Annotated in this window: 15 protein-coding genes; 8 read left to right on the forward strand and 7 right to left on the reverse strand. The window is 66.3% G+C overall.

Translation table 11 applies throughout. The annotated features are described in order from the left end of the window. Positions 1-38 precede the first annotated feature (38 nt). Positions 39-1,097: a GNAT family N-acetyltransferase gene (locus ACIQLD_RS02395; RefSeq protein WP_402604573.1), complete on the forward strand. Its 1,059-nt coding sequence runs from the start codon at positions 39-41 to the stop codon at positions 1,095-1,097. On the opposite strand, the gene ACIQLD_RS02400 is transcribed toward ACIQLD_RS02395, so the two are convergent. Together ACIQLD_RS02400 and ACIQLD_RS02405 are read right to left on the reverse strand one after the other, a co-directional pair. Further along, on the reverse strand, positions 1,094-1,627 hold the full coding sequence (locus ACIQLD_RS02400) for an AAA family ATPase (RefSeq protein WP_402604575.1): 534 nt from the start codon (positions 1,625-1,627) through the stop codon (positions 1,094-1,096). The two genes, ACIQLD_RS02395 and ACIQLD_RS02400, sit on opposite strands and share 4 nt — an antisense overlap. 44 nt (positions 1,628-1,671) lie before the next feature. Next, positions 1,672-2,154, reverse strand: a complete 483-nt coding sequence (locus ACIQLD_RS02405; protein ID WP_402604577.1) for an HIT family protein — start codon at positions 2,152-2,154, stop codon at positions 1,672-1,674. 84 nt (positions 2,155-2,238) lie between these two features. Between ACIQLD_RS02405 and ACIQLD_RS02410 the strand changes: the two genes are divergently transcribed. Then, the gene (locus ACIQLD_RS02410) at positions 2,239-3,003 is read left to right on the forward strand and encodes a peptidoglycan recognition family protein (RefSeq protein ID WP_402604579.1); all 765 of its coding nucleotides are present in this window, start codon (positions 2,239-2,241) and stop codon (positions 3,001-3,003) included. 79 nt (positions 3,004-3,082) lie between these two features. Further along, a complete protein-coding gene (locus ACIQLD_RS02415; protein ID WP_402604581.1) occupies positions 3,083-3,943 on the forward strand; it encodes a class I SAM-dependent methyltransferase in 861 nt (286 codons plus the stop codon). Positions 3,944-3,991: 48 nt separating this feature from the next. Here ACIQLD_RS02415 and ACIQLD_RS02420 read toward each other — a convergent pair whose 3' ends face one another. The 3 genes from ACIQLD_RS02420 to ACIQLD_RS02430 are packed head-to-tail and all read right to left on the reverse strand — an operon-like array spanning position 3,992 to position 7,260. After that, positions 3,992-6,349: an ATP-binding cassette domain-containing protein gene (locus ACIQLD_RS02420; protein ID WP_402604583.1), complete on the reverse strand. Its 2,358-nt coding sequence runs from the start codon at positions 6,347-6,349 to the stop codon at positions 3,992-3,994. 30 nt (positions 6,350-6,379) lie between these two features. Then, positions 6,380-6,790 (reverse strand): VOC family protein, encoded by a 411-nt coding sequence (locus tag ACIQLD_RS02425; RefSeq protein ID WP_029259226.1) that lies wholly within the window; start codon positions 6,788-6,790, stop codon positions 6,380-6,382. A 5-nt stretch (positions 6,791-6,795) separates the two neighbouring features. Next, positions 6,796-7,260 (reverse strand): helix-turn-helix transcriptional regulator, encoded by a 465-nt coding sequence (locus tag ACIQLD_RS02430; protein ID WP_402604586.1) that lies wholly within the window; start codon positions 7,258-7,260, stop codon positions 6,796-6,798. A 116-nt stretch (positions 7,261-7,376) separates the two neighbouring features. On the opposite strand from ACIQLD_RS02430, the gene ACIQLD_RS02435 reads away from it, so the two are divergent. After that, positions 7,377-7,973: an HdeD family acid-resistance protein gene (locus ACIQLD_RS02435; protein ID WP_402604588.1), complete on the forward strand. Its 597-nt coding sequence runs from the start codon at positions 7,377-7,379 to the stop codon at positions 7,971-7,973. Positions 7,974-8,045: 72 nt separating this feature from the next. Here ACIQLD_RS02435 and ACIQLD_RS02440 read toward each other — a convergent pair whose 3' ends face one another. Further along, complete coding sequence (locus ACIQLD_RS02440) at positions 8,046-8,810, reverse strand: SDR family oxidoreductase (RefSeq protein ID WP_402604590.1); 765 nt, start codon at positions 8,808-8,810, stop codon at positions 8,046-8,048. A gap of 122 nt (positions 8,811-8,932) precedes the next feature. Between ACIQLD_RS02440 and ACIQLD_RS02445 the strand changes: the two genes are divergently transcribed. The 4 genes from ACIQLD_RS02445 (at position 8,933) to ACIQLD_RS02460 (ending at position 11,625) form a co-directional block, all read left to right on the forward strand. After that, the gene (locus ACIQLD_RS02445; RefSeq protein WP_402604593.1) at positions 8,933-9,406 is read left to right on the forward strand and encodes an NfeD family protein; all 474 of its coding nucleotides are present in this window, start codon (positions 8,933-8,935) and stop codon (positions 9,404-9,406) included. An 8-nt stretch (positions 9,407-9,414) separates the two neighbouring features. After that, a complete protein-coding gene (locus ACIQLD_RS02450; protein WP_402604596.1) occupies positions 9,415-10,344 on the forward strand; it encodes an SPFH domain-containing protein in 930 nt (309 codons plus the stop codon). Then, a complete protein-coding gene (locus tag ACIQLD_RS02455; RefSeq protein ID WP_402604598.1) occupies positions 10,341-11,117 on the forward strand; it encodes a glycerophosphodiester phosphodiesterase family protein in 777 nt (258 codons plus the stop codon). The genes ACIQLD_RS02450 and ACIQLD_RS02455 overlap by 4 nt, the downstream gene beginning before the upstream one ends. A gap of 124 nt (positions 11,118-11,241) precedes the next feature. Next, a complete protein-coding gene (locus ACIQLD_RS02460; protein WP_021200565.1) occupies positions 11,242-11,625 on the forward strand; it encodes an RNA polymerase-binding protein RbpA in 384 nt (127 codons plus the stop codon). On the opposite strand, the gene lnt is transcribed toward ACIQLD_RS02460, so the two are convergent. Further along, positions 11,622-13,154 (reverse strand): apolipoprotein N-acyltransferase, encoded by a 1,533-nt coding sequence (gene lnt / locus ACIQLD_RS02465; protein WP_402604602.1) that lies wholly within the window; start codon positions 13,152-13,154, stop codon positions 11,622-11,624. The two genes, ACIQLD_RS02460 and lnt, sit on opposite strands and share 4 nt — an antisense overlap. Position 13,155 lies beyond the last annotated feature (1 nt).

The following is a 13,155-nucleotide window of genomic DNA, read 5'->3' on the forward strand; positions in this document are numbered from 1 at the left end:
CGGCTTCGCCGGTGTCGTGGCGTGCGACGATTGCCGGTATGACAGACATCGTGGCGGGCGGCATCCCCGAAGACATCGACAGATGCATCGAGGTCTGGATTCACGCGCTCCGGGACCGTGACGGGGATGTCGACTCGCGGTCGGTCGCCGATCGCATGCGACGGCTGTTCGATGGCCCTGTCCTCCGGTTCGCGCTCACGGGGGAGCGTCTGGCGGGATTCGCTCTCACCACGCCGAAGACGAACGATGAGACGACAGCTGTGCTGGAGCGGCTCGCCGTGTTGCCATCATCCGCCGGCCAAGGACACGGTCGTGCCCTGTTGCGCGATGCGATTCGGTATTCGTCGGATGCCGGCTTCGTCAGCATCGAACTCGCGGTGCGGAGGGGGAACGCCGCCATCCGGCTCTATGAATCGGAGGGGTTCGCGCCGGTCTCGACGCCCGTCCCTCACCCGCTCGGCGGGGAGCCCATGATCACGTACCGCCGCGGTCTCATCGACGGGCACAGGGGATTCAGCGCGGCCCCTTCGGCACTCAGCGTTCCGCGGGTACCGGGGCCCGGGATCGTGCTCCGACCTTTTGAGGCCTCTGACATCGATGCCGTGCTGGACGCATCCTTCGATCGATCGATCACCGACGTCACCACGGTTCCCTTCGCCGCTGATCACGGACTCGCCGGGCAGTGGCTGGTCCGCCAGCACGAACGGGCAGCGGCGGGTATCGGCTACTCGTTCGCTATCGAGGCGAACGAAGGATGTGTGGGGCAGATCGGGCTGTGGCTCCGCGATCGGGACCAGGGGCGAGCAACCGTCGGCTACTGGATCCGCCCCGCGCGACGCGGCCAGGGATACGCCCACAGCGCGCTGCGAACCCTCACGGAATGGGCGTGGCACCTCTCGGATCTGCATCGTCTGCAGCTGCACATCGATCCGACGAACGTGCCTTCACTCCGGACTGCTGAGCGGGCTGGGTACACGCGCGAGGGGTTGCTCCATTCGTGGCAGAAGGTCGGCGATGAGCGCCGTGACATGCTCGTCTACAGCCGGCTCCGGTCGCCGTGGCCGATCGCTGAGCCCGCGGCTGACGAACCGGGTTAGTCGACGATGCGGCGGCCGAGATCTTCGAGGATCATCGTCACGAGCTGATCCGTGGTCGTCTCCGGGCCGACCCGTCGCTCATCGAACCAGGGGAGTGGTTGCCACCCGTCGTGCCATCGGCGGATCCTGTCCTCCCCGAAGGCATTCGCGAGCGGCCTGCCGGCATGGCGCCGAATCGTCTCGTCGAGGCCGACGTCGAACTGATAGATGACGGTGATTCCGCGGTGGTCGAGGTACAAGCTCTCGAAGGCTTCGGCGTAGTCGCGCAGATTGAAGATCCCGTCGAGGATGACGTCGTAGCCGAGGTCCAGCGCCTGACGGGCGGCGCCGACGATCAGGATGCTCGCTGTCCGGGAGCGTCTCAACCGATCGGGGTCGTGCAGCAGTTCGCGGCGGAAGTGGTCTTGGGAGATGACAGCCACCCGTTGACCGAGTTCCGGCCGCAGTGCTGTCGCCGTCGTCGTCTTCCCCGATGCGGCATCGCCGCGCAGGATGACGAGACGCGTGGAACCACTGCCGGTGAGAGTCATCGAGCCATCCTTGCAGCGCCTGCCCGGCGGGTCGAGACGGGCGGTCAATCGAGCACGAACGGCGTCCCCAGCGCGACTCTGAGCCTCGATGCGAATGTCGCGCGACGGTCGGAATCCACCCAGACCGCGTCACCGTGCCGTTGGTACAGGCGATCGCCCGGATAGCGGGGGAGAACATGCACGTGCAGGTGCCAGACGTCTTGGTCTCCTGCGGGCTCGTTGTGCTGCCGGATGGTTGTGCCCTCACATCCGTACGACGACCGGATGCCGATCGCCACCCTCTGCGTCAGATCCCACACCGCGAGGCCGTCCTCCGGTGACAGGTCGTAGATGTTCTCCACGTGCGTCCGCGGGATGACCAGCACCGCCCCTGGGTTCTCGGGCCACCACTTCGGCGCGATCCGGGCGAATGCGTGGTCGGTGACGGCGACCACGTCGGACGGCATGCCGAGTTCGTCGAACAGCCCCTGTTGGAACCTGCAGAACGGACACGCATAGCCGGGCGGCTCGTGGGTGGCTGGGTGCACGCAACGATCATCGCACGGGGGAGGGGCCGCCCCGAGGGCTGTGTCCGCCACCCCATTCCCGGCGGGCGCGTGTTGAATAGGCGGATGTCGCACTCCCTGCCGCCCGACCCCGTCGATGGACCTTCGGCACACACCCGTCGGCGCTTTCTCCTCGCTGCGGGGACGGGTGTCGCGGTGACCGCGGCGGGGGCGTGGCTCGCGACGACCGCGGGGGCGCCCGATACTGTGGCGACGAACCGGGCTCGGGACAACCCGAGGGGGCTTCCGGAGTACGACGCCGTCTACGAGCGCGCGGTGAGAGGCCTTGAAGCACCGCTCGGGTTCACGGACTGCGCCAACCCCACCGTCCGGGCTCTTCGTGACACCGCGGGGAGCGACGGTCACGCGGTGACGTCGGTCATCGATCGGTTCGTCATCCACCACACCGGTACGACGGCGGATCAGTTGGACTTCCTCTCGCGCTGCAACAAGCGATCTTCCGCGCCGACCTTCTATCTGCGCAACGATGGGTCGGTCATCGAGCTGATCCGTCCCGGCGCGAAACCGTCCGCAACGGGTGCTGACTGGAACTGGCGGTCCGTGGCGGTGGAGACCCTCAATGCCACGGGGGCGCCTGAGTACGCGGTGACGGCCGGGCAGGTGGAAGAGCTCGCGCAGATGATCGCGTGGCTGGCGAGCTTCGACGGCAAGAGTCTGGACGGCGTGCCGGTGTCTTTCACGATCGATCGCGCGCACGTCATCACTCACCGCGAAACCTGGTCGGGGACCGAGTGTCCGGGGCCGTACCTGCAGTCTCGCATCGACGACATCGTGCGCCGTGCCCAGCAGATCTTCGAGAACGGGGAGTGATCGGGCTAACTCAAACTGACATAATGTGCATTATCGGATGAATCCGCGAGACGAGCGCGGTGATCGATAGGCTCGCCTCGTGAACGGAAACAACGTCGAGATCGATTGGGAATCTGCACGACGCGCGAACCAGGAGAACTGGGAGGACCGCGTTCCGCTGCACACGGAAGCCTACGGACTCGCTGCGTTCGACGATCCCGAGCATCTCAGCGATGTCGTACGCGACGATCTCGCGACGATGACCGCGTTCCTTCCGGCAGGCAGCCTGTCCGGGCTTGATCTGTGTCACCTGCAATGCCACATCGGCACCGATACGGTCTCACTGGCCCGCACGGGTGCGACGGTGACGGGCGTCGACTTCTCGCCGTCGGCGCTCCGTGCGGCGACCGATCTCGCAGAGCGTCTGGACGTCGATGCGACGTGGGTGCAGACCGATGTGCTCGACGCGCGGGCCGCCGTCACCGGTGACTTCGACGTCGTGTACACGAGCATCGGGACGATCAGCTGGCTCGACGACCTGGATCGATGGGCAGCGCAGATCGTTCAGTTGCTGCGCCCAGGCGGCATGTTCTTCATCCGCGACGGTCATCCCGCCCTGTACGCGCTGGATGAGGACGCAGCGACGTTGACCACGCGCTACTCCTACTTCGCCACCGGCCGCGCTCAGCAGTGGGACGACGACAGCACCTATGCCGGCGACGGTCGTATCCACCATGCCCGCACTTACGAGTGGCCGCACCCGTTGTCCGAGATCCTCGGTGCGCTGCTGCGCGCCGGGCTCAGGCTCGTCCACTTCGATGAGGGCCGTACGCTCCCGTGGCGGTTCAGCGAGCGCATGGTCGAGATTTCCGGCGGCTACGCCTGGCCTGATGCCGAGCGGGACCTGATCCCCTGCACGTACACGATCATCGCCCGACTCGACGGAGACGACGCAACCTGAGAGGCGTGAGCGTCGGGGTGCATGCGTGCGCACGTACCCCGACTACTCTCACGCGCCGACGTACTGCGCGAGGTGCTCCCCCGTCAGTGTGGATTTTTGGGATACCAAATCAGTCGGCGTTCCTTCGAAGACGACCTTGCCGCCGTCGTGACCGGCACCCGGACCGATATCGATGATCCAGTCCGCGTGCGCCATGACGGCCTGATGGTGTTCGATCACGATCACGGTCTTGCCTGCGTCGACGAGTCGATCCAGCAGGCCCAGGATCTTGTCGACATCGGCGAGGTGAAGACCCGTCGTGGGCTCGTCCAGCACGTAGACGTCGCCCTTCTCCCCCATCTGGATCGCGAGCTTGATGCGCTGACGCTCTCCGCCGGACAACGTCGACAGCGGCTGTCCGAGCGACAGATAGCCCAGTCCGACGTCTTCCATGCGGCCGAGGATCGCCGTGGCGGCCGGAAGCTTGGCCTCCCCGTCGCTGAAGAACACCCGGGCCTCGGAGACCGGCAGATCGAGTACCTCAGTGATGTCCTTGCCCGCGAGCTTGTACTCCAGGACGCCGGCTTGGAATCGCTTGCCCCCGCAGTCCTCGCAGGGAGTCTCGATCGTGTCCATGAAGCCGAGCTCTGTGATGATGACGCCCGCGCCCTTGCACGAGGGGCACGCGCCCTCGGAATTCGCGCTGAACAGAGCCGGCTTCACGCCGTTCGCCTTCGCGAACGCCTTGCGGATCGGCTCGAGGAGTCCCGTGTACGTTGCAGGGTTGCTTCGCCGGGAGCCCTTGATCGCCGCCTGGTCGATCGCCACGACGCCGTCGCGCTTGGACACCGACCCGTGGATGAGCGAGCTCTTGCCCGACCCGGCGACGCCCGTAACGACCGTGAGCACGCCCGTGGGGATGTCGACGTCGACGTTCTGCAGGTTGTTGGCGGAGGCGCCGCGCACCTCGATCGCCCCCTCCCCCGAACGGACGGCCTCTTTGAGCTGCGCCCGGTCCTCGAGGTGATCGCCGGTCTTCGTTCCGCTGGTCTTCAACCCCTCGACCGTGCCCTCGAAGCAGATCTCACCACCGGCGCTGCCCGCACCAGGACCCAGATCGACGACGTGGTCGCCGATCGCGATGGTCTCCGGCTTGTGCTCCACCACCAGCACGGTGTTGCCCTTGTCGCGCAATTGAAGCAGGAGGCCGTTCATGCGCTGGATGTCGTGCGGGTGCAGACCGATCGTCGGCTCGTCGAACACGTAGGTGATGTCGGTGAGCGATGACCCGAGGTGCCGCAGCATCTTGATGCGCTGCGCCTCTCCCCCGGACAACGTGCCCGACGGACGTTCCAGACTCAGGTAACCGAGGCCGAGGGTCACGAAGGCGTCCAGATTGGCGCTGAGCGCCTGCAGCAGCGGGCCGGCTCCGGGAAGATCGAGACCTCGGACCCAATCGGCCAGGTCCGTCACCTGCATGCGGCACGCATCGGCGATGCTCACGCCCTCGATCTTCGACGAGCGCGCACCTTCGGTCAGGCGCGTCCCGTCGCATTCCGGACAGACCGCGAATGTGGCCACCCGTTCGACGAAGGCCCGGATGTGAGGCTGCAGTGCATCGAGGTCTTTCGACAGCATCGACTTGGTGATCTTCGGGATCAGACCCTCATACGTCATGTTGATTCCGGAGATCTTCACCTTCGTGACCTCGCCATAGAGGAACAGGTGGCGCTGCTTCTCCGTGAACTGAGAGATCGGCTTGTCCGCCGGATAGAAGCCCGACTGCGAGAACCCCTTCACCATCCATCCGTCTGCGGTGTAGCCGGGCACCATGATGGCTCCGTCGTCGAGAGACTTCGACTCGTCGACGATCTGGGCGAGGTCGAGGTCGGACACCGCTCCCCTACCCTCGCATCGCGGACACATACCGCCGAGGTAGATCGCGTCCTTCACGATCTTCTTCTCCCCGCCAGGGCCGGTCATGACCCCGCTCGCCTTCTGGGTCGGAATGTTGAACGAGAAGGCGGTCGGTCCACCGATGTAGGGCTGCCCCAGCTTGCTGAACAGGATGCGGAGCATCGCGTTGGCATCGGTGACGGTGCCGACGGTCGATCGCGGGTTCGCGCCCAGGCGCTCCTGGTCGACGATGATCGCCGTGGTCAGGCCCTCGAGGACGTCGACGTCGGGTCGCGGCACCGACGGCATGAATCCCTGGACGAAGGCGCTGTAGGTCTCGTCGATCATGCGTCGCGATTCCGCCGCGATCGTGTCGAACACGAGCGAGCTCTTCCCCGAGCCGGAGACACCGGTGAACACGGTCAGTCGGCGCTTCGGGATGTCGACACTGACGTCCTTCAGATTGTTCTCGCGGGCGCCCTGCACGCGAATGAGGTCGTGGGTGTCTGCGGGGTGCTCGTCCGTGGTCATCGGCGTCCTTCGTGGGATCGGTGGAGTGGGTCAGGCGGCCTGATTGATACGCAGCAGGTTGCCTGCAGGATCGCGGAACGCGCAATCGCGCACCCCATACGGCTGATCGATGGGTTCCTGCACGACGTCGGCCCCGCGCTCCACGAGACGTTCGAAGAGGGCATCGACGTCATCGCTGGCCAGTGTGAGAGCCGCGTAGCTGCCCTTCGCGATCAGCTCGAGGATCGTCTGGCGCTCGGCGTCGGTGATGCCGGGGTCGGTTGCCGGTGGGTGCAGCACGATCGATGTCTGCGGCTGGCCTTCCGGTCCGACCGTGAGCCATCGCAGGCCGTCGTATCCGACGTCGTTGCGCACCTCGAAGCCGAGGGCGTCGCGATAGAACGCGAGGGCCGCTTCGGCATCGGTGTGCGGAAGGAATGCGTAATGGATGCTGATGTTCATGGTGTTCACGTTAGGTGAGCGTCGGTTCGCGGCGCTTCTCGATTCCTGATCGGTCTGGTCACATGCTTGGCCTGGAACGAGGGAATCCCCTCGACGCTGGCAGCGCGTTCACGGTACACGCTGGGTGCGACACCGACGAGCTCGGAGAAACGCGTGCTGAACGTGCCGAGGGAGGAACAGCCCACCTCGAAGCACACCTCCGTCACGGTCAGGTCCCCGCGACGCAGGAGCGCCATCGCCCTCTCGATCCGGCGTGTCATCAGATACGAGTACGGGGATTCGCCGTATGCCTCGCGGAACTGTCGGCTCAGGTGCCCCGCCGACATGTGCACACCGCGTGCGAGCGCCTCCACGTCCAGCGGCCGTGCGTACTCCCGGTCGATGCGGTCCCGGACTCTTCTCATCACGGTGAGTTCACGAAGGCGAACTTCGTCGACGGCGGTCACGACTCGATTTTGCCATGTCCTCATGAGTCGCGACATGACGGAACGAAACGCGGAGGGCCGCTTCTCCCGCGCTCCGGACCAGCGGAGCGCTAACCTGATGATGCATCCTCACAGGATCTTCTCAGAAAGGGGTCCCCACCATGTCTGAACCACTCACGGAGGCCAAGTCGTTGTTCAAGTCGATCCGCGTCACGCTGGCCGTCGCCGGTGTCCTGGCGCTGCTCGCCGGAATCGTCCTCCTCGTCTGGCCGGTGAAGTCCGCGGTCATCGTGACGGCGATCTTCGCCTCGTACCTCATCATCGCCGGTCTGGTGTACATCGGGCTCGGCATCTTCTCGAGCGCGAAGGGCGGCTGGGCACGTGTGGGCCACATCGTCCTCGGCCTGCTCTACATCGCAGCCGGTGTGATCGCGTTCTTCAACCTGAACGCGGCCGCCGCCACGCTCGCCTTCGTCGTCGTGATCTTCATCGGCGTCAGCTGGATCGTCGACGGGATCGTAGCCCTCACGCTGCTGGGCAGCGACGGGTCGCGCGTCTGGACCGTTCTCTACGCGATCCTGAGCATCGTCGCGGGAATCATCGTGCTGTTCTCGCCGCTCATCGCCGGCTTCGCGTTCTGGCTGCTGCTGGGCATCGCCCTGGTGGTGCTCGGAATCATCCAGATCGTGCGTGCCATCACGCTCGGTCGGGACGAGAAGGAGTACGTCTCCGCAGTCCAGGGTGGAGCGACGAGCTGAGGCTCTCGGTCTGAATCGAAATCGGCCCCGCCCTGCAGAGTGCAGGGCGGGGCCGATTCTCTGTATGCCGTGCTATTCGGCGGCGAAGGCGCTCACGTCGCCGACGAGACGCGTGTTGTCGGCCGGCACCGGGTCGATCACGGCCTTGGCCACCTCGGCCGCGAACTCCGAGACGTTGTAGAGCTTGCCGGCCGATTCTCGGCGCTCGGCGATCGCACCCGGGTTCGCGCGCTCCAGCAGCGTCGCGGTGATCGTGCCCTCGATCATGTCGCCGGAGACGACGGTGAACCCGATCCCCTTCGCTGCCAGGCCGGGGATGAGCTCACGCAGCGCGTCTTCCCCCGCGCGCTTCGAGAGCGCCACCGGCTCGTACTCCGGCATGGTCGGCGTGGTCCGGATGAAGTGCGCCTGGTGACTGGTCACGAACACGACGCGCGCGCCGCCGGCGAGCAGAGGGGTCGCCGCGTTCAGAACGTTGAGCTGCGCGTCGCGGTTCAGCGCGAGGGCGTAGTCCTCGGCCATGCCCGATTCCATGCCGCCGGAGGCGTTGAGCACGAGCACGTCGAGTCGACCGTACTCTGCCCGGATCGCCTCGAACATCTCGGCGACGGACGCAGGGTCGGTCAGATCCGTGCCCACGACGAGTGCGCGACGACCGAGTTCGCGCAGCTGTGCGGCGAGCTTCTCGGCTCGCGGTGCCTTGTTGCGGAAGTTGATGACGACGTCGGCGCCGGCCTCGGCGAGGTAGCGCACGGTGTCGGCGCCGATCCCCCGCGATGAACCGGTGACAAGAGCGACCTTGCCGTCAAGGGATCCTGCGGGAAGAACGTCGGTCACGGTGACTCCTCATGATGCGTGAAAAAGCCGTGATCGCACGGCCCTCTCACACTATCAAGCGCGCACGGTGGCACCCGGATCAGGCGGTGTCGGCGTGATACCTTGACCACAAAGGAGGCCGCATGGACAATCTCGCGACGTTCGTCACGTTCATCGACCAATGGGCGTGGATCGGCTGGCTGGTCCTGATCGCCGTTTTCCTCGTGATCGAGATGCTCTCGCTGGACTTCACGTTCCTGATGCTGAGCTTCGGCAGCGTGGTCGGTCTGGTCACGGATCTGATCGGTGTTCCGGTGTGGCTGCAGGTGATCATCGCCGCGGCCGCGGCCGCGCTGTTCATCCTCTTCCTGCGTCCCCCGTTGCTCAAGCGCCTGCGCCGAGGCGAGGACCCGACCAAGTCCAACGTCGATGCCCTCGTCGACCTGCGAGGGATCGCGCTGCACGACATCACGCAGATCTCCGGCCAGGTCAAGCTCGCCAACGGCGACACCTGGACCGCTCGCACCGCCACCCCCGTGCCGATTCCCCAGGGCGCTCCGGTCGCCGTGAGCGCGATCAACGGCGCCACCGCCATCGTCCGTCCCGTCAACGACTAGGAGAACCAGTGAACGACGCATCGTTCATCCCCACAGCGATCCTGTGGATCCTCGTGATCGCGGTGATCATCTTCGTGGTGGTCACTGTCGCCCGCGCGATCCGCATCATTCCGCAGGCCACGGCCGGAGTCGTCGAGCGACTGGGGCGCTATCACAAGACCTTGACCCCCGGGCTGAACGTCCTCGTCCCATTCATCGACCGGCTGCGCCCCCTGATCGACATGCGCGAGCAGGTCGTCTCGTTCCCGCCGCAGCCGGTGATCACCGAGGACAACCTGGTCGTGTCGATCGACACGGTCGTCTATTTCCAGGTGACCGACGCGCGCGCCGCCACGTACGAGATCGCGAACTACCTCGGTGCCGTGGAGCAACTGACCACCACCACGCTTCGCAACGTCGTCGGTGGCCTCAACCTCGAAGAGGCGCTCACGAGCCGCGACAACATCAACGGCCAGCTGCGCGTGGTGCTCGACGAAGCCACCGGCAAGTGGGGCATCCGCGTCGGCCGCGTCGAGCTGAAGGCGATCGACCCGCCCATCTCGATCCAGGATTCCATGGAGAAGCAGATGCGCGCCGAGCGTGACCGACGCGCCGCGATCCTCACGGCGGAGGGCACGAAGCAGTCAGCGATCCTTGAGGCCGAGGGCGCCCGTCAGGCGGAGATCCTGCGCGCAGAGGGTGACAAGCAGGCGGCCGTGCTCCGCGCACAGGGTGAGGCCGAGGCGATTCAGAACGTCTTCACCGCCATCCACCAGGGCGAGCCGGATGACAAGCTCCTCGCCTACCAGTACCTGCAGATGCTGCCGAAGATCAGCGAGGGGCAGTCCAACAAGCTGTGGATCATCCCGAGTGAGCTCACCGAGGCGCTCAAGGGCATCGGCAGTGCGTTCACCCCGAAGCCGGGCCAGGGCCCGACGAACACGCTGCCCGGCGCGTGACGCACCCGTACTTCTCGAAGACGCGGCATCCCCGAGTCCTCGCCCATCGCGGCCTGATCACCGCGCCGGGCGAGGGCTCAGGCGTCTGGGAGAACTCGGCCGCGGCCTTCGCTGCCGCGCACGCCGCGGGCGTCGACTACATCGAGACCGACTGCCAGGTCACCGCAGACGGCGACGTCGTGCTGTTCCACGATGCGACCCTGACACGCCTGATCGGCGACAGCCGCAACGTCCGCGAGGTGCCCACGCGCGAACTGCGGACTCTGTTCGCCGACCACGGTGGACTCCTGACGGTGTCGGAGGCGCTGGCCTCCTTCACGGATGTCCGATTCAACATCGACGTGAAGACCGCGGCCGCCGTCGACCCTCTCGGCCCGATCCTGGTCGAGCACACCCACCGTATCCTTCTGACCAGCTTCTCCGACGCGAACCGTCGCGCCGCCCTCGCCTCGGTACTGCGGGCCGGCGCCGCTCTTCGTCCCGCGACGTCCGGAGGGAGCCGGACGATCGCCGCCCTGCGTGCGCTCTCGGCTCTCCGCCTCTCCCCTGCGCACCTGCTCCGCGAGGTCGACGCGCTGCAGATTCCCGAGAGATACGGCGCGCTGAGGGTACTGACTCCCGCGCTCCTGCGTGCGGCCCACCGGCACGGCGTCGAGGTCCACGTATGGACCGTCAACGATCCCGACGACATGCGGCGCCTCGTCGCCCTCGGGGCCGACGGCATCGTCTCCGATCGGGCGGATCTCGCTCTCAAGACACTCGCTCCTCGCTGACTTCCGACGCGCCCCATAACCTCCGGCGCTGGGATTAACCTGTGAGTTCCGCCGAGAAGGCGGCCGCGTGGATGAAGCGCACAGGCTGGAGCGTTATACCTGACAGCGACGAGAGGACCACACAATGGCAGATCGCAGCCTGCGCGGCATCCGACTCGGCGCCCAGAGCCTACAGAGCGAAGAGGGCGTCGTTTTCATGGAGCGCCGTGAGACCACCTACACCTGTGACACTTGCGGCCACGTCACGAACCTGATGTTCGCGGCGGATGCAGAGCCGCCCCAGACCTGGGAGTGCCGCGCGTGCGGCGCCGAGGCCCGCCTGAATGTCGACGGTCAGGCCGTCACGCTCGAGGCCAGCGACGAGAAGGCCGCCCGCACCCACTGGGACATGCTCCTGGAGCGCCGTACGCGCGCCGAACTCGAGGAGCTGCTCGAAGAGCGCCTCGCCTTTATCCGCGCTCGACGCGGTGCCGGGGAAGATCCGACCCGCGAGAAGATCGGCGCCTAGCGCCTCCTGGCGCGCCACCACCCGACGAGAAGCGCGCCGAGACCGCCCCACAGCAGGAACGCCTGCACCCAGGGGCCAAGGACAACACCAGCCGTGAGGCCGGACCGGAGCTCGACATCTTCGAGCATCGCTCCGGCCTCATCTGCGTCCAGGCTGGTGACCGTCGAACCGTCCGCGCGGATGACCTGGCTGGTGCCGACCGTGGAGATGTTCACCACGCTGCGGCCGGTCTCGATGGCCCGCATCCGCGCGAACGCGAGCTGCTGGAGATTCTCGTCGGTACCGCGGAAGTCGGCGTTGTTCGTCTGGAACACCAGCACCTCGGCGCCGGAGTTCAGACCCTGCCAGATCACGTCGTCGTAGATCACGTCGAAACAGATGGCGAGCCCGACGCGCACGTCGTCGACATCCATGATCGGTGGATTCGACCCCGGCGTGTACTCCCTCTGGATGAGCCCGATCAGATTCGGCGCGAGAGCGTTGAAGAAGGCGCGGTCGGGCACGTACTCCCCGAACGGGACGGGGTGACGTTTGTCGTGCAGCTGCGTCGCGGTGCCGTCGGCGTTCCACAGCATCGAGGTGTTGAAGTAGCGGTCGCCACGCCCGGTGGCCGCGTTGGCCAGCAGAGGGGCGTCGATCCGGTTGGCGACGAGCGTCATCCGTCGCGCGAGGGCGTCGATCTCGAAGGGGTCGCCGTCCAACGACCCTTCGGGCCAGACGAGGAGATCCACGTCCTCGCCGTACAGAGGCGCTGTAGCTTCGGTCTGGGCCTGGATGACGGCGAAAGGCTCTCTGTCGTCGAAGTATCCGGTGGGCCCGTTCCCCTGTACAGCCGCAATGCGCATGGAACCGCTCGGGGAGGTCGGGAAGAGCGGGGTGAACAGCAACACCACGAGCACTGCTGCGGGCGCGATCAGGCGGAGTGGACGGCGCCAGGCGCGGAGCCGGACGACCTCGATGAGCATGGCGACGAGGAGCACCATCAGGAAGCTGAGACCGCTGACGCCGACCCACGATGTGACCGGTGCCAGAGGACTCTCCGCCTGACTCATACCGATCCGTGCCCACGGGAAGCCCCCATAGGGCCAGGAACCGATGAACAGTTCGCGACCGACCCAGAGAGCGGCGACGGTCGCGGGAAGCCCCAGGAGGCGTCCTGCCGTCCCGGGGAAGGCCTTCGGCAGCCAGCGATACGCGAGGGTGATCGGAACCAGCACGACGGCGGTCAGCATCCCTTCGACCACGCTGAGGGCGGCCCAGGGAACAGGGCCGAGGTATCGCGATGTCCAGGAGACGAGAAGCGCGAAGAACAGGATGCCGTAGACGAGCCCGACGAGGAGGGCTCCGCCGAACCGGCGTCCGATCAACGCGATGAGCAGAAGAGCGGTCGCGGGGAAGGCGAGGATCCAGATCGCGTCATCGGGATAGGCCAGGTTCATCATCATCGCGGCGACTGCGGCGGCGATCACAGCGGCCCAGAGCGGCAGGAGGGCGCGCTGTGGCGCTGGTTTCTCGGTCATTCCGTCCATC

The sequence above is a fragment of the Microbacterium sp. NPDC091662 genome (assembly GCF_044756705.1).
Classification (GTDB): Bacteria; Actinomycetota; Actinomycetes; order Actinomycetales; family Microbacteriaceae; genus Microbacterium.